This window comes from Micromonospora sp. NPDC049580 (assembly GCF_040675595.1).
Taxonomy (GTDB): Bacteria; Actinomycetota; Actinomycetes; order Mycobacteriales; family Micromonosporaceae; genus Micromonospora.
The window spans coordinates 1-15,982 of sequence record NZ_JBFAPG010000096.1 but is presented as its reverse complement, the minus strand read 5'-3'; the positions used below and the strand labels follow the sequence as shown (position 1 = coordinate 15,982).

Sequence of the window (15,982 nt, the reverse complement as noted above, 5' to 3'; positions counted from 1 at the left end):
CCGGCCCGGAGCCACCGGCTCCGGGCCCGGGTGCCGTCGTGGTCGGGTCGGACCCGGTCTACGCCGGTCGACCGGCTGCCGGTCGGACGCTTGCCGATGCTCCTGCCTCGTCTCGGGACCCGCTGGTGGGGATCCACTGCCGGCCGACTGAAGCGGACCACTTCGCGTACACCGATATATCTATCTAACCGGAGCTGATGCGGCCGTGCCGGAACAGCTCGAATCGCCGCGGCGCGGGCAACCGCGCAGCGGTGCGAGCGGAAGCACGGCAGCATCGGATGGCCGGAAAGTGCCTGCTGGCCCGGCCCGTGTGGTGGGGGACCAGCCGTCCTGGAGGATGACCATGCGCAATTTCCTCGCGGCGTTCAGCGCCGCCCTGATCCTCGGCGCCGCAGTCGGCAGCGTTCCGGCGGGCGCGTCGGGTGCCTCCCCGCCCGCGTGCCCCCGCGGCCTGCTCTTCTGTGAGGACTTCGAGCGACTGCCTCTCGGAGGGCCCAGCACGTTGAACTGGGGCGTCGACACCCGCCACGGCACGCTCACCGTCGAACGTGCCCGTCGCGGCAACCAGGTGCTGCACATCCACACGGTCGACAACGGACGCGCCTTCCTGCGCGTCGACGACTTCGCCGCGCCCGGCAACCGCTTCTACGGCCGGATGCGTCTGCGCGTCGATGCCTTCCCCACCGCCCCGGACTGGGCGCACTTCACACTTGTGGAAGCGACCGGCACCGGCAGCGCGGAGGTCGTCCGTCCGATCGGTGGCCAGTACGCGCCCACGGTCCCCGGAACCTTCTGGGGTATCGGCGCCGACGGCGGTCCGACCGGCGACTGGACCAACTGGCGGGAGTCCGCCCCGGTCGCCGAGGACACCTGGCAGTGCTTCGAGTGGAAGATCGACGCGGCGGACAACCGCGTCGCGGTGTGGATCGACGGCGTGGCGAACCCGGAGCTGACCGCCTCCACGAGCGACCACGGTGGCAACGACGTTCCCTTCGTCCTGCCGACGGTCGACACGGTGAAGATCGGCTGGCAGCTCTACCAGGGCGGCACGACACCGGGCGAGTTCGACCTCTGGATCGACGACATCGCCCTTTCGAGTAAGCGGCTCGGCTGCTGACCTGTTGCCCTCGGCTGGCTCGGCGGCTCTCGACACATGTTGTCGCGATGCCAGTTCCGATGAGCGTCCCTGCCGGGGTGCGGCTTTGCTACCGCACCCCGGCAGCGGCGTCGCCGGGCGGGTCAGGCCGAGAGGGGAAGCACCAGCTTCCCGACGGTGTGGCCAGTTTCCACGGCCGCCACCGCCTCCACGCGCGGGTCGAAGGTGAACGTGAGTCGCGCCTAGTGCGGAGCGACTGCCTCGGTGGCAGCAGCCGGGGGCGTGAACTGCGGATGAACAGCGTCCGCACGGGTCCAGAAAGCCACGGCGCGCGTCGTAGGCGTTTCCGTAACCCGCTGCTTCGTCGACGACCAGCGCCACAGCCGAATGAGCGCCGCCTGCCTTGGCGTCGGCGACCGGCCCATCGCTGGAACCGGCAGGCGTTCATTGGCAACGGAGCGATTGCCATCCGTTCGTGCGGTAGATCCCGAATTAGCTGCCTGGCCGGCCTATTCCGGTGGTGGTTGGCGGCGGATGACCAGGAGGGCGATGTCGTCGTTAGGGTGCTCCTCCGCGGTCGTGGCCATGATGTGGTCGCACAACGCCTCGGCTGGCCTGGACCGCACAGCGTCGGAGAGGCGCTCGATGCCGGTGTCGATCAGTTCGCTGCGGCGTTCGACCAGTCCGTCGGTGTAAAAGACGAGCGCCGCGCCCGGCGGTAGGTCCACAACGGTGGTGCGGCGGTTGGTTGATGGTCGGCCCACACCGAGTGGCCGGTCTACCGTCAGGTTGACGGGCTGGGTGGGTTGGCCGGGGACAGCCAGCAGCGGCGGTAGATGGCCTGCGGAGGAGAGGTGCACCCGCGTGCCGTCCGGTGCGATCAGGGCGTAGACGGCGGTGGTGAATTTGCCCGCTTCGAAGTGGTGGATCTTGCGGTCGAGGGAGGTCAGTGCCTGGGCGGGATCGTCGGAATCGAGGGCGTAGGCACGTAGCGCGCTGCGGATGCGTCCCATGACGACGGCGGATGGCAGCCCGTGGCCGGAAACGTCGCCGATGACGGCGCCGACCCAGCCGGAGGGCAACGTGAACACGTCGTACCAGTCGCCGCCGATGCCCAGGTCGTGACCGGGTACGTACCGGGCGGCCAAGTCGAGGCCGGGGATGTCGGGTAGCTTGCCTGGTAGCAGGCTGTGTTGCAGGGCCAGCGCTGCCTGCCGGTCGAGGGCCTGCGCTCGGGCCTGTCCTGCGAGGCTGGCACGATCGGCAACGAGCTGCAACAGCTGCACGTCGTCGGGGCCGAACTGGCGCAGGGCCAGGGAACCGACGTGTAGTACGCCGACGAGGTTGCCGTTGGCGAGCATGGGCACGCCCAGCAGGGCTCGTATGCCGGTGGCGAGCAGGATGGGGTTGACTACGTCGTCGGGCGTGACGTTGTGAATCGTGACCGGCGCGCGTGTCGCCGCCACTCGGCCGGCGAAGCCGCGTCCGACCCGGATGCGGAAACCGCGCCGCACTTCCTCCTCCAGGCCCTTGGCCGCTGTCGCGACGAGTTCGCCGGTGTGGTCGTCCAGCAGGAGGATGGTGGCGGTATCGACCTCGAGTAGGTCCCGGACCCGGTCGAGTAGCTCGTCGAGTAACTCGGTGATGTTCAGCCCGGATAGGGCGGCGTCGGTGATCGCCTCGATACGTCGCAGCCGCTCGTCGTTCGTCATCAGCTCGGGATCGGCCACCCAGGCAGCCTAAACGCTGGCACGTCGTCGATGGCACGTCCGGAGGAGAGCAGGAGTATCCCGCCTTTGACGTGGGGTACCTTCTGATGTCACATCGACGCGCTCATCGTCCGGCGAGTCCGTTCTGGAAGGCTGTCCGCCTTCGTGCCACCGGTAAGGTCACCGGCTCCACGTCCGACAGGGAGGGGAAGCAGTGGCTAATCCACCGTTGAACCAGCATGCCCCTGGCGCGGGGAAGGCCTTGTTTTCGTCGTCGTTCACCGTCGTGGATTTGACCCGGGTTCGACACGAGGTGGAGGCAGTCAGTCGCCGGTGCGGCCTCGACCGTGACGAGGTTGAGAACTGGGTTATCGCGGTCAACGAGCTGATGATCAACGTGATTCGGCACGGGGGTGGCAGGGGTGGGCTACGCCTGCTCCTGGAGGGGCAGCTCACCTGTGAAGTCACCGACCAGGGGCCAGGCTTCAACACTGCTCGTTACGTTCCCTGCGCCCAACGCCCGCCTCTGTCCGACGCGGGAGGAATGGGCCTGTGGGTGGTCGGGCGAATGGCCGACTACGTCCTCGTCGACAGCGGGCCCGCAGGCACCACCATCCGCATCGCGGCACGCACCCGCGACACTCTCAGATAGCGTTGCCGGCCCGGGGCCTGAGGTTGTCCCTGCTGCTGCACGGGGTGCCGCACCTAGCGCGCGAGGTACACCAGGCAACCGACCACGTGGCGGACGGGTGTTCGTACGGCGGATCACCGGCGGCGGCGGGCCATCCACTGCCAGATGTGGGTGCCGTTGCGGCTCGGGTCGTTGCGGGCCACGTAGATCCAGGACCAGTGACCGGGGAACTGGTAGCCGTTCCAGACGACGTGGTCGTACAGGGTGATCAGTGATCCGCCGATGAGGTCGTGGGCGTGGATCGTGTTGGTCTCGGGTGGCACGGTGTCGTCGTCGCGCGAGGCGACCAGCCAGGTCGGGGTGTGGATCCTCGACAGCTCCGCGTCGGTGATCAGCGGCGGGCCCTCCCCGCCGAGCGGCTCGACGACCCCGCAGATCGGCACCGACGCGGCGAACAGGTCGGGATAGGCGACGGTCATCTCCAGGGACATGTAGCCGCCGTTGCTGCAGCCGACCACGTAGATCCGGTCGGGGTCGACCCGCTCGCGGCGTACGAGGTCCTGGACGATCTCACGGATCAGCGGGGCGAACCGGGGGCCGTCCTCCATCCAGTAGGAGGTGCTCTGCGGAGCGACGACGTACGCGCCGGAGAAGATCCGTTGAGCCTCCGGCGTGGCAAAGCCCAGCGCGCCGCGGTTGGCGCGCAGCGTGGTCTCGTTGTCGTAGTAGTCGTCGGGCAGCGAGGCGCCCTCGCCGCCGCCGTGCAGCCAGAGGATCAGTGGCAGCCGACCGTGCCGGGGCGATCGCTTGGGGGAGTACAACCGGTACTTCAGGCCCGAGCCCGAGACGTGGTGGCTGAAGGCGTCCACCTCGGGGTTCGACAGCCGCCCCTGCACGAAGCGGGTGATGGTGACCGGCGGGCCGTGTCGCCGGACGAGCGGGGTGTTCTGCGTGATGGTGTAGACGAGGTCCAGTCGGACGTTACGGCCCCTGCTCACGATGTAGCCGAGGGTGCCACCGCCGAGTTGACCTTCGGCGGTGCTGAGCTCCAGCACGACGTTCCCGTGCCGGTCGAGCCGGGCCGCGGTCACCGTGCGGTCCAGGTCGTACTCGCTGAAGATCAGGTCACCGGGAGCGATCGGGATCGGGCTGGTGGCCTTGGCATGCACGGTGAACGTGCCGGGGGTGAGCCCGGCGGGGTCGATCGGCCCGAGCCCGCTGGTGTCGAGGGTGACCGAGGTGACCTGCTCACCGCCGTCGAGCGTTCTCGCGTCGAGGGTGAAGCTCACGCTGGCGCTGGGGTGGCCACCGGCGTGGGCGGCGGGGCCGGGCAGCGCCAGGCCGATGGCCGCACCGGCGCCACCTGCCAGGACGCTGCGGCGAGTGACAGACGTGGACATGTGGCCCCCGTACCTATGTGTAGACGTTTGTCGATGAAATCCCAACGTAACGCCGCGGAGATCCGCTGGCAACCGCTGTCGCTGAGGGCGACCAGGGCGCCCGAGGTGGTTGGAGCTGCGTTCGACGTGCTCACTGGCGGTCGTGCCGCGCGCCATCGACCCGCGGTGCCGCCGTGCCGGTTTCCGTCGTGATAGGCGGCGAAACGTCGGCATTGGCGCGTGGTGAACGACGGCTATCCGGAACGGGGCTCCTGCGTCGATCATTGCCCGGAGATAGACATGAGTCACTCTCACCTCCTGGTGTAACGCCCGGGCGCGGAGGGCGAGACGTCGGCACCGGAAGCCGGGCGTACCGAACGGCCCGACTCCGCGTCCCCGGAGGATCGCCATGCCTCGTCCCGCTCTCCGTAACCGGCTCGCGGCGTTCACCGCCGCCGCCCTGACCGCGAGCGTCCTGACGGTGACCCCGCCCTCACCGGCGCTCGCCGCCAGCACGTTCGCCGCCAACGACTACTGCCTCGGCCAGTGCGCCGACATCCTGCCCCCTGGGGAGAACGGCAACGCCACGCTGGTCGCCATCCTGGCGCACCAGGCGCTCGGCACCCGCCCGGCGCACTCCAGCGACCAGCTCGACGAGTACGCGAACCTGGTCTACAACTACGCCGGGCTGACCGACGAGCAGATCGCCCACTTCTACAACGACGCCTCGTTCGGCGTCCCGGCCGCGCAGGTGGAGAGCACCGTCTCGCCGCGCGCGGACGTCACCATCGTGCGGGACAAGGCCACCGGCGTCCCGCACGTCACCGGCACCACCCGCGCCGGCACGATGTTCGGCGCGGGCTACGCCGGGGCCCAGGACCGGCTCTGGGTGATGGATCTGCTGCGCCACGCCGGTCGCGGCACGCTCACCTCGTTCGCCGGCGGCGCGCCCGGCAACCGGGAACTGGAGCAGAGCATCTGGGCCAACTCGCCCTACTCCGAGGCGGACCTCCAGGCCCAGGTGGACGCGCTGCGCACCAAGGGCGCCCGGGGTCAGCAGCTCTACACCGACGTGGTCGACTACATCGCCGGTATCAACGCCTACGTCGACAAGTCGATCGCCGACGACAACTACCCGGGCGAGTACGTGCTCGCGGGCGCCGGCAAGCCGACGCACTTCACCATGACCGACCTGATCGCCACCGCCGGTGTGGTCGGCGGGCTCTTCGGCGGGGGAGGGGGCAGCGAGATCCAGTCCGCGCTGGTCCGGGTGGCCGCCCGGGCGAAGTACGGCACCACCGAGGGGGACCGGGTCTGGGCGGCGTTCCGGTCGCAGAACGACCCGGAGACCGTACTCACCCTGCACGACGGGCAGAGCTTCCCGTACGGGGCGACGCCGCCGGGCGCGACCAGCGCGGTGCTCCCCGACGCCGGCACGGTGGTCGCCGAGCCCCTCGCCTACGACGCCAGCGGCGGGGCCGCCGCCCGCACCGGCGCCAGCACCGCCACCCAGGGGCTGCTCGGCGGCGTGTCCAACCTGCGGGCGCACGGCATGTCCAACGCGGTAGTGGTCTCCGGGCGGCACACCACCACCGGCAACCCGGTCGCCGTGTTCGGGCCGCAGACCGGCTACTTCGCGCCGCAGTTGCTGATGCTCCAGGAGCTGCAGGGCCCGGGAATCAGCGCGCGCGGCGCCGCGTTCGCCGGGCTCAACCTCTACGTGCTGCTCGGCCGGGGCCAGGACTACGCGTGGAGCGCGACCTCCGCCGCACAGGACCTCACCGACACGTACGCGGTGCCGCTGTGCACCACCGACGGCAGCGCCCCGACGCTGCGCACCAACCGCTACCTCTACCACGGGCAGTGCCTCGCCATGGAGGCGCTGGAGAAGCGCAACTCCTGGTCCCCGACGCTTGCCGACTCCACCCCGGCCGGGTCGTACACCCTGCGCGCGCTGCGCACCAAGTACGGGCTGGTCGCGTACCGGGGGCTGGTGAACGGGCAGCCGACCGCGTTCACCAAACTGCGTTCCACCTACCGGCACGAGGCCGACTCGGCGATCGGCTTCCAGGCCTACAACGACCCGTCGGCGATGGGCAGCGCGGCGGCGTTCCAGGCGTCCGCGGCCAGCGTCGGGTACGCGTTCAACTGGTTCTACGTCAACTCGACCGAGGCGGCGTACTTCAACTCCGGCTCGAACCCGGTCCGTCCGGCCACCGCCGACCCGAACCTGCCCACCAAGGCCGAACCGGCGTACGAGTGGGCCGGCTGGAACCCGGACACCAACGACGCCAGCTACACCCCGGCGGCGGCCCACCCGCAGTCGGTCAACCAGGACTACTACGTGAGCTGGAACAACAAGCAGGCGCGGGACTTCGGGGCCGCGGACGGCAACTTCAGTTTCGGCTCCGTACACCGGGCTCAGTTGCTCGACGGTCCGGTGCGCGCCGCGATCGCCCAGCGCAAGCTCGGGCGCGCCGACGTCGTCAAGATCATGGCGGACGCGGCGGTGACCGACCTGCGGGGCCAGCAGGTTCTCGGCGACCTGCTGCGGGTGCTGGACAGCACGCCGGTCACGGATCCGGCGCTTGCCGACGCGGTGGGCAAGCTGCGGGCCTGGCAGCAGGCCGGCACCCGGCGGGTGGAGACGTCCCCCGGCTCCAAGGTCTACCAGCACGCCGACGCGATCCGGATCTTCGACGCCTGGTGGCCGCTGCTGGCCTCGGCGGAGTTCCGCCCCGGCCTCGGGCCGGACCTCTACGCCGCGCTTGTCGACGCCATCGAGGTGAACGAGGCGCCGTCGGGCGGCCAGAATGGCGCGCGCGACGGCACGGCGAGCTGGGCCCTGCAGGGGCAGGCGCACAAGGGCTCGTCGTTCCAGTACGGCTGGTGGGGCTACGTCGACAAGGACCTGCGCACCGTCCTCGGCGAGCCGGTGGCCGGTGGGCTGGGCCGCACGTACTGCGGCAACGGCAACCTCGGCACGTGCCGGCAGGCCCTGCTCGACGCGCTCGGCCAGGCCGCCGCGGTGCCGGCCACCACCGTCTACCCCGGAGACAAGTCCTGTGGGGCCGGCGACCAGTGGTGCGCCGACTCGATCGCCCAGTCCGGGCTCGGCGGCATCACCCACCCCCTGATCGCCTGGCAGAACCGTCCCACCTACCAGCAGGTCGTCTCGTTCCCGGCACGTCGGGGCGACGACGTCGCGAACCTGGCGCAGGGTCGTCCGGCCACCGCGTCGAGCACCCAGTTCCTGACCAGCTACACCCCGGACAAGGCGGTCGACGGCAGCCTCGGCAGCCGGTGGGCCAGCAGTTACAACGACAACCAGTGGCTGCGGGTCGACCTCGGCGCGGCCCGCACCGTCAGCCGGACGGTGCTGCGGTGGGAGTCCGCGTACGCCACCTCGTACCGGATCGAGGTCTCCGGCGACGGCAGTTCCTGGACGCCGGTGTTCGCCACCACCACCGGCAACGGCGGCGTCGACAACGTCACCTTCGCCCCGGTCACCGCCCGCTACGTGCGGGTGTACGGGGTAAAGCGGGCCACCTCGTACGGCTTCTCGCTCTACGAATTCGAGCTGTACGGGAAGTGATGTCGCCCGGAGGGGCGGCGGGGATCACCCGCCGCTCCTCCGGACGTGCCCGTCGACGAACTGGTTGCACCAGCGGGCGGCTCATCGCCGGCCGCTCGTGCTGGTGGCGCCGGAGGAGTGGCTGCCGCGCCGGCAGGTCACCTCGAGCGAGCTGCCGAGGTGACCTGCCGCGCGCGGGTCAGGCGACAGTGCCGTGGACCTCCAGCTCCCACAGCGAGTAGCCGTACGCGGGCAGGGCCCGTTGGGTGCCCTGGACACGCAGGTAACGACCGGTGGCCGAGATGGCGATGTCATCCACGCCGCCGTCGCCGGTGGTCGTGGTGTGCACCGGTGACCAGGTGACGTTGTCCGGGGAGACCTGGACCTGGTACGCCCGCGCGTACGCCGCCTCCCAGGTCAGCCGTACCCGGTTGATGGCGGACGTGGCCCCGAGGTCGACGGTGATCCACTGCGGGTCGGCGTACGCGCTGCCCCAGCGGGTGGTGGCGTTGCCGTCCACGGCGTTGGCCGCCACGTGCGTGCTGCCCGGCTCCACGCTGGACGCGGTGACCGGCCGGCCCCGGGACAGCAGGGTGCCACCGGCGGCGGTGCCGTAGACGTTGACGTCCCACAGCGAGTAGCCCCACTGGGTGGCCCGCTGGGTGCCGTACACCCGCAGGTAGCGGCCGGTGCCGGTGACCGTGAGGTCGTCGACGCCGCCATCTCCGGTGGTCGTGGTGTGCACCGGTGACCAGGTGACGTTGTCCGGGGAGACCTGGACCTGGTACGCCCGCGCGTGGGCGGTCTCCCAGGCCAGCCGCACCCGGTTGATCGCGTACGTGGCCCCCAGGTCGACGGTGATCCACTGTGGGTCGGCGTACGCGCTGCCCCAGCGGGTGGTGGCGTTGCCGTCCACGGCGTTGGCCGCCACGTGCGCGCTGCCCGGCTCGACACTGGACGCCGTCACCGGCCGGCCCCGGGCCAGGTCGGTGACGGGTGGCTCGCTCGGCCCGTCCGTCCTGATCCGCACGTTGCGGTAGTTGATGTCCATGCCGGCGCCGTCGTTCTGCACCCCGAGGTAGCCGTTGGCGATGGCCCGGCTGCTGACGTAATCATTGATCTTGATTCCGTTGAGCCAGATCTCGACCCGCTGACCGTGCACGCCGATCTCGTAGGTGTTCCAGGAGCCGGGTGGGTTGAGCGCCGCCGCACGGGCGGCCTGGTTGGGTGCCTGGAGGCTGTAGACGCTGCCGGTGGTGCGCGTCGGGTCGCCGTCGGTGGCGTCGATCTGGATCTCGTGACCGGCGTTGACCGGGCCCCACGGGTCGCCCTGCGGATCGGGGAATCCGATGAAGACCCCGCCGTTGTCGTCGCCCGGCATCATCCAGTCGACCTTGAGCGAGTAGTTGGCGAACGTGCGCACCGGGTACCAGAGCAACCCCATTCCGCCGTTCGACGTGAGGGTGCCGTCGGCCAGGGTGAAGCCGCCCGGCCCGGCCTGCCGCCACTGCCCGAGGCTGGCCTGGGTGCCGTCGAACAGCGGGGTGTAGCCGGGCTCCGGCCGGCAGTCCGCCGCCACCGCGCCGGCCGCCACCTGAATGCCGCCGAGCAGCATGCGGGTGAAGTTCGGATCGGTGTAGCTCTGCTCGGTGTGGCCGAGGCCCGTGTACCAGGAGCGTCCGCCGCCGTAGCTGTGGCACCAGGTGATCGGGTGGTCGCCACCCATCGACCCACCGGAGTACGACGACTCGTCGAGGCTGGCCAGCACCTTGACCGCCGAGCGGGGGTTGGCCCGGTAGTTGTACCACTCGTCGGTGCGGGTCCAGGTCGGCGGCAGGTGTGCGGTGGAGGCGTTGGCCCGGTCCTCGACCCGGACGGTCGCCTGCTGGTTGGCCGGGTGCGAGGCGAAGTACGCCCCGACCAGGCCGCCGTACCACGGCCAGTCGTACTCGGTGTCGGCGGCGGCGTGCACCCCGACGAAGCCACCGCCAGCGGCGATGTACGCCTCGAACGCGCCCTGCTGGGTGGCGTCGAGCACGTCGCCGGTGGTGCTGAGGAAGACCACCGCCTGGTACTGGGCGAGGTTGGCCGTGGTGAAGGTGGCCGCGTCCTCGGTGGCGGTGACGGTGAAGCCGTTCGCCGTACCGAGCTGTTGGATGGCGGCGATGCCGTTCGGGATGGAGGAGTGCCGGAAGCCGGCGGTCTTGGAGAAGACCAGGACCTTGCTCAGCGGTGCGGCCTCGGCCGGGGTCGGTGCCACGGCCGTCGCGCCGGTGGCGACGGTGAGCCCGGCGACCACGGCGGCGGCAACGGCGGCGATGAGGCGTCTGCGCATGGGGGCTCCTTGCGGGAGAGCGGGCGGACGGGTCACGGCAGGGTCCAGTTCTGCGCGGAGGTGCCGTTGCAGTCGTAGATCTGCAGCTGCCGCCCGTTGGTGGGGGTGGAGGCGGGGATGTCGAGGCACCGGTTGGCCTGCGGATTGCGCAGACTGCCCGCGGTGCCGGTCACCCACTGCTGGGCCCCGGTGCCGTTGCAGGTCCACAGGTGGATCGGGGTGCCGTTGGTGGTGCCGCTGGACTTCACGTCCAGGCACTTGCCCAGGCTGCGGATGGTGCCGTCGCCGGGCAGCGTCCACTGCTGGTTGGTCGCGCCGGCGATGCAGTCCCACATCTGGACGCTGGTGCCGTCGGCGGTCGCGCCGGCGTTGACGTCGACGCACTTGCCCATTCCCCGGATCGGGCCGGTGCGGGGGCCGCTCGCCGGGGTGCTCACCCCGGCTCCGGTGAACGTGTAGCTGTCCAGGTCGAGCAGGGCTCCTCCAGTGCCGCCGGTGAACACGACGTACAGGTCGTGGGTGTTGTCGTCGGGCCTGGTGACCGGCGCGCTGATCTCGGTGTAGTTGTCCCAGCCGCCGGTGTTGGGCACGGTGACCCGGGCGATCTCGGGACCGGTCGGCGAGTCGTACCGGAAGGAGGCGACGTTGCCGGCCTTGTCCGAGGAGACCCGGGCCCGGATGCCGGTGATGCCCTTGAGGCTCACCGCGTGGTGCCGGACGTACTCGCCGTTCTGGATGTCACCGAGCCGCCGGCCGCCCTCGGCGCCTCCCGCGTTGATGACCTGGGGCCCGTGCAACGAGACGTAGTGCTCGGCCTGCCACTGCTTGGGCCAGAGGGTGACGTCCTTCTCGGCGGTGAGCGGCACGGTGCCGGCCGCGCCCCGGTCGGTGTAACCGGCCCGCAGCAGGAAGAAGAGCACCGAGTCCGGCCCGGCGTGCACCGGTCCGGTGTTGACGGTGAAGCCGCAGCCGGTGCCCTGGCCCTCCTCGTGCGCGTGCTCCTGGTGGCCGAGTGCCGCCCGGATCGTCACGTTCGCGCAGGGGATCGTGCCGTCCTGGGCGTCGGCGGCGGTGGCGGTGGCGGTCAGGTTCTCGTCCCAGGAGAACAGTCCGCCGTTGGGAATGCCGTTGAGGGCGACGGTGGGCCGGGTGTTGCCCACGACGACGGTCACCTGGGTGGTGCCGGACCGGCCGGTGCCGTCGGAGACCGTGAGCCGGGCGCGCTTGTCGCCGTTGCTGGCGTACGTGTAGGTCGGGTTCGCGGCGGTGGAGTCGACGGTGCCGTTGCTGTCGAAGTCCCACGCGTAGGTCAGCGGGTCGCCGTCCGGGTCGGTGCTGCCGGCGCTGGAGAAGCTGACCGTCAGCGGGCTCAGGCCGTTGTCCGGGGTGGCCGACGCGACAGCGGTCGGAGACCGGCCACCGGCGACGTAGTTGATTTTGTAGAGGCCGGCGGCGGCATCGCCGGAGAAGTAGCCGTTGCCGTACTCCAGCAGGTAGAGAGACCCGTCCGGCCCGAACTCCATGTCGATCGGGTGGACGAACGACATGCCGGCCAGCACCGGCTCGATGACGGTCGGGTTGCCGGTACGCGCGTTGCCGTTGTCGAACTGGACCTCCTTGATCCAGTTACGGCAGTACTCGGTGATGACCAGCTTGTTGTCGTAGTACTGCGGCCACTTCACGTCCGAGGCCAGGTTGGGGTCGTAGTGGTAGACCTCGGCGTGGTTGGGCGAGCCGCAGCCGCCCGGGCTGTCCAGGGCCGGCCACTCCCGGCTGCCGCCGTGCTGCTCCCAGACCAGCGCGCCCCGGGTCGGCGGCAACTGCGCAAGACCGGTGTTGCGCGGCGAGTTGTTCACCGGGCCGGTGCTGCCACCGCACGGGAACCAGCCGCGCGGTGAGTTGGTGGCGAAGTCCCAGTCGTTGTAGGCGACGTTGGGGCCGCCGCAGTACGGCCATCCGTGGTTGCCCGGCGCGGTGGCCCGGTTCCACTCGTCGTACGCCGCCGGCCCGCGGTTGGCGATCGTCGCTCCGGCGTCCGGCCCGACCTCGCCCCAGTAGAGCGTGTTGCTGCTCTTGCGGTCCACCCACAGGCGGTACGGGTTGCGCACCCCCATCACGTAGATTTCCGCACGGGTGCCGCTGGTGCCCGCGGCGAAGAGGTTGCCCGTCGGAACGGTGTACGTGCCGTTGTCCTCCGGGTGGATGCGGTTGATCTTGCCGCGGAGGTCGTTGGTGTTGCCCGAGGTCCGCTGCGCGTCGTACTGGGCGTCGCGGCTTGTCCGCTCGTCGATCGGCGCCATGCCCGCCGAGTCTCCACCGGAGTTGGTGTTGTCGCCGACGGCGAAGTAGAGGTTCTCGTTGCTGTCCCACGTCATCGAGCCCGCCGAGTGGCAGCAGAGCCGGCGCTCGGTCGGCCACTCGATCAGCCGGGTCTCACTCGCCGGGTCGAGCACCAGCGCGCTCGGGTTGAAGGTGAACCGCGAGATGCGGTTGACCAGCGGCGTCGTGGCCGGCGAGTAGAACAGGTACACCCAGCGGTTCGTGGCGAACCTAGGGTGCGCGGTGATGCCGATCAGGCCGTCCTCGAATCGGGCGTCCAGTTGCAGGGTCAGCGCGACAGTCGTGGTGCGGGTGGCCGGGTTGTAGAGACGTACCTGCCCGCCGCCGGAACTGGTGCCCCGGTTGATGTAGAGCACCTTGGCGTCGGGCAGGACGGACAGTTCGATCGGCTCTCCCATGGAGAGCCCACCGTCGAGCTTGACCTTCTCGAACTGGGTGGTCGCGGGTGGCGCCGCGGCCGCTGGCGGTGCGGCGACGGTGACCGCCACCAGGATCGGCAGGAGGCTGGCGAGAATGGCCAGGACAACGGCCGCGGTGAGGCGCGGACGTGGTGTGAGCATGGCGTACTCCGGGGTCGGGGTGGGCTGGACGGTCGGGCACGCGCGCACCGGTGGGTGCGCGTACGCCAGGGCGGATGGACAAAGCCGGGCCGCCGACGCCAGGCTCGATGGGGCGACGCCGGCCGGCGGGCCCATCGCGGACCCGCCAGCTCGCCGTCAGAGGGCGATCAGGTCGAACGTTCCCGGGGGCCGGTCGCGTGCCGGTTCACGTCCCGGCGCTGGTGCCGAAAGCGGCGTCCGTGGTTGCCGTGGAGGCTGGTCCGGCCGGTTCGGCGGCGACGACACCAGCGGCGAACGGGACAGCGAGCGCGATTCGTAGCGGCGTCGTCATCGTCATCGACACGATCTCCTCTGGATCGTCGTGCGGATGTCTCACACCCCGGGGAGAGCCCCGGTCTGCCCACGTCCGCCGAAACGGGGGCGATGTGAGATGGCGCGGATCGTTGTCACGCGCCGGGTTCCGGCGAGATGAACATCGACCTGCATCGTTGACTTGCAGTTAACATCGGCCATCTTCGAGGGTCAATCCCGCGGAGGGAGGATTGAAGCACCGCCGGACTGCGGTGACCGCCCGGTCAGGTCGTGGACCGGCCGTCACCGTCCGGGTTCGCGGAGGGCCGCGGGTAGCCGAGTTCGTACGAGATCTGGTTGGCGGTCTCCAGAAGGAGCGGAACGTTGCTCTTCAGCTGGTCGAGGCTTGCGATCACCTCGATCGCCGTGATCGAGGCGGCGGCGATGACCTGACCTCGCGAATCCCTGATCGGCGCGGCCACGCACATCACGTAGGCGTCGTGCTCGCCGTTGTCCACGGCCCAGCCGCGTTCGTGGATGCGGGCGAGTTCAGCTTCGAGGGCGTCGTGGTCGGTGAAGGTGGTCGCGGTGAATCTCTCGAAGACGACGTGGGAGAGGAGACGGTCGCGTTCCTCCCGAGGTAGGTAGGCCAGGATCGTCTTTCCCACCGCGCTCGCATAGATGGACACCGCGCGCCCGATCCGCGAGGGCAGCTTGACGGCGTCGAACGCCGGACTGTCCACCTTGTCGATATAGATGATCTCGTCGCCGGTCAGCTGTGCCAGGTGCACGGTGTGGCCGGTCTCGCGTTGCAGCGCCCGGAGGTGCGCGGCGGCGGGCTGGCGCAGGTCCATCGAGCCCAGTGCGAGTTCGGACAACTCGATGAGTCCACTGCCGAGCACGTAGGTGCCCGCCCCGGTCCGGCGGACGAAGCGCGCCGATTCCAGTGTCTGCAGGATCCGCAGGGCCGTGGACTTGTGGACGCCGAGCACGTCCGCAGCCTCGGTAAGGGACAGCGGGTGCTCGGCCGACCGACGGATGAGGTCGATCGCGCGGCGAATCGATTGCGCCAAGGCTCTGTCTCCCCTCGGGGCGACGGTACGACACCGTCGCTGCCATTGCACAATACGCAATGAAGTTGGCGTCATGCGCAACCGCCTCTTGACACCGTTGCACATGTCGCTACGATCGTTGCAATTTAATTCCCTCGATGCCAACTCGTACCACTGGAGTAGCGATGGGTAAGCAGCGCGCGCACGCCGGCGGGATCGCGGAGAGCGGCTCATGACGGTCCCACGGCCCCGCGCAGGCGCCGCCGGCGCGGACTGGGTCGGGTCCGCCGCCGAGGCGTTGCCGGACGATGCGGACGCTGTTCTGATCGGCCGGATCTGGGACCCGTCCGTCGACGGCCCCACGCCCGTGGCCGTCCGCAACGGCGAGGTCATCGACCTCAGCCACCGGTTCCCGACCGTACGGGACATCTGCGAGCTGCCCGACCCCGCCGCGACCGTGGCCGGGCTCGACGGGGCGCGGGTGGGCGACTTCGGGGAGATCCTGGCCAACACGGCGGCCGCGACCCGGGACCCTGGCCGGCCCTGGCTGCTCGCCCCGGTGGACCTCCAGGCGCTCAAGGCCGCGGGCGTGACCTTCCCCATCTCGATGATCGAACGCGTCATCGAGGAGCGGGCACGGGGAGACCTGGCGCTCGCGGCGGACATCCGGCAACGGATGTTCGCCGACATCGGTGTCGACCTGCACAACCTGGAGGCGGGCTCGGCCGAGGCGGACCGGCTCAAGAGCCTGCTGGTCGCCGAGGGCATGTGGAGCCAGTACCTGGAGGTGGGGATCGGCCCGGACGCCGAGATCTTCACCAAGGGGCAGATCCTCTCCGCCGTCGGCACCGGCGTTCCGGTCGGCGTGCTCGCCGCGTCGACCTGGAACAACCCGGAACCCGAGATCACCCTCATCGTCCAGTCCAGCGGCCGGATCGTCGGCGCCACCCTCGGCAACGACGTGAACCTGCGCGACATCGAGGGCCGCTCGGCGCTCCTGCTTCCGCTGGCGAAG

Annotated in this window: 8 protein-coding genes and 1 pseudogene; 4 read left to right on the top strand and 5 right to left on the bottom strand. The window is 70.2% G+C overall.

Annotated features, from left to right (window positions below):
- The first annotated feature begins 343 nt into the window (after positions 1 to 343).
- Positions 344 to 1,117, top strand: a complete 774-nt coding sequence (locus AB0J68_RS11380; protein WP_363937940.1) for a hypothetical protein — start codon at positions 344 to 346, stop codon at positions 1,115 to 1,117.
- A gap of 488 nt (positions 1,118 to 1,605) precedes the next feature.
- Here AB0J68_RS11380 and AB0J68_RS11375 read toward each other — a convergent pair whose 3' ends face one another.
- Positions 1,606 to 2,826 (bottom strand): GAF domain-containing SpoIIE family protein phosphatase, encoded by a 1,221-nt coding sequence (locus AB0J68_RS11375; protein ID WP_355066577.1) that lies wholly within the window; start codon positions 2,824 to 2,826, stop codon positions 1,606 to 1,608.
- A 193-nt stretch (positions 2,827 to 3,019) separates the two neighbouring features.
- Between AB0J68_RS11375 and AB0J68_RS11370 the strand changes: the two genes are divergently transcribed.
- A complete protein-coding gene (locus AB0J68_RS11370; protein WP_355066576.1) occupies positions 3,020 to 3,457 on the top strand; it encodes an ATP-binding protein in 438 nt (145 codons plus the stop codon).
- Positions 3,458 to 3,570: 113 nt separating this feature from the next.
- Here AB0J68_RS11370 and AB0J68_RS11365 read toward each other — a convergent pair whose 3' ends face one another.
- Positions 3,571 to 4,836, bottom strand: coding sequence for a PHB depolymerase family esterase (locus tag AB0J68_RS11365; protein ID WP_355066575.1), 1,266 nt, complete (start codon positions 4,834 to 4,836; stop codon positions 3,571 to 3,573).
- A 388-nt stretch (positions 4,837 to 5,224) separates the two neighbouring features.
- Here AB0J68_RS11365 and AB0J68_RS11360 point away from each other — a divergent pair, with 388 nt between their 5' ends.
- Complete coding sequence (locus AB0J68_RS11360) at positions 5,225 to 8,410, top strand: penicillin acylase family protein (protein ID WP_363937936.1); 3,186 nt, start codon at positions 5,225 to 5,227, stop codon at positions 8,408 to 8,410.
- Between the two features lie 178 nt (positions 8,411 to 8,588).
- On the opposite strand, the gene AB0J68_RS11355 is transcribed toward AB0J68_RS11360, so the two are convergent.
- From AB0J68_RS11355 to AB0J68_RS11345, 3 genes are all read right to left on the bottom strand, one after another.
- On the bottom strand, positions 8,589 to 10,724 hold the full coding sequence (locus tag AB0J68_RS11355) for a ThuA domain-containing protein (protein WP_363937935.1): 2,136 nt from the start codon (positions 10,722 to 10,724) through the stop codon (positions 8,589 to 8,591).
- A 32-nt stretch (positions 10,725 to 10,756) separates the two neighbouring features.
- A complete protein-coding gene (locus tag AB0J68_RS11350; RefSeq protein ID WP_363937932.1) occupies positions 10,757 to 13,624 on the bottom strand; it encodes a ricin-type beta-trefoil lectin domain protein in 2,868 nt (955 codons plus the stop codon).
- Between the two features lie 575 nt (positions 13,625 to 14,199).
- Positions 14,200 to 15,093, bottom strand: coding sequence for an IclR family transcriptional regulator (locus AB0J68_RS11345; protein ID WP_363937930.1), 894 nt, complete (start codon positions 15,091 to 15,093; stop codon positions 14,200 to 14,202).
- Positions 15,094 to 15,199: 106 nt separating this feature from the next.
- Here AB0J68_RS11345 and AB0J68_RS11340 point away from each other — a divergent pair.
- Positions 15,200 to 15,982, top strand: a pseudogene (locus AB0J68_RS11340) (fumarylacetoacetate hydrolase); the annotation flags it as partial.

What these genes read in the sequence shown, in the direction of transcription:
- AB0J68_RS11355 (WP_363937935.1), bottom strand. Translation starts at nt 10,724, where the DNA reads ATGCGCAGACGCCTCATCGCCGCCGTTGCCGCCGCCGTGGTCGCCGGG.
- AB0J68_RS11360 (WP_363937936.1), top strand. Translation starts at nt 5,225, where the DNA reads ATGCCTCGTCCCGCTCTCCGTAACCGGCTCGCGGCGTTCACCGCCGCC.
- AB0J68_RS11365 (WP_355066575.1), bottom strand. Translation starts at nt 4,836, where the DNA reads ATGTCCACGTCTGTCACTCGCCGCAGCGTCCTGGCAGGTGGCGCCGGT.
- AB0J68_RS11350 (WP_363937932.1), bottom strand. Translation starts at nt 13,624, where the DNA reads ATGCTCACACCACGTCCGCGCCTCACCGCGGCCGTTGTCCTGGCCATT.
- AB0J68_RS11380 (WP_363937940.1), top strand. Translation starts at nt 344, where the DNA reads ATGCGCAATTTCCTCGCGGCGTTCAGCGCCGCCCTGATCCTCGGCGCC.
- AB0J68_RS11345 (WP_363937930.1), bottom strand. Translation starts at nt 15,093, where the DNA reads ATGTGCAACGGTGTCAAGAGGCGGTTGCGCATGACGCCAACTTCATTG.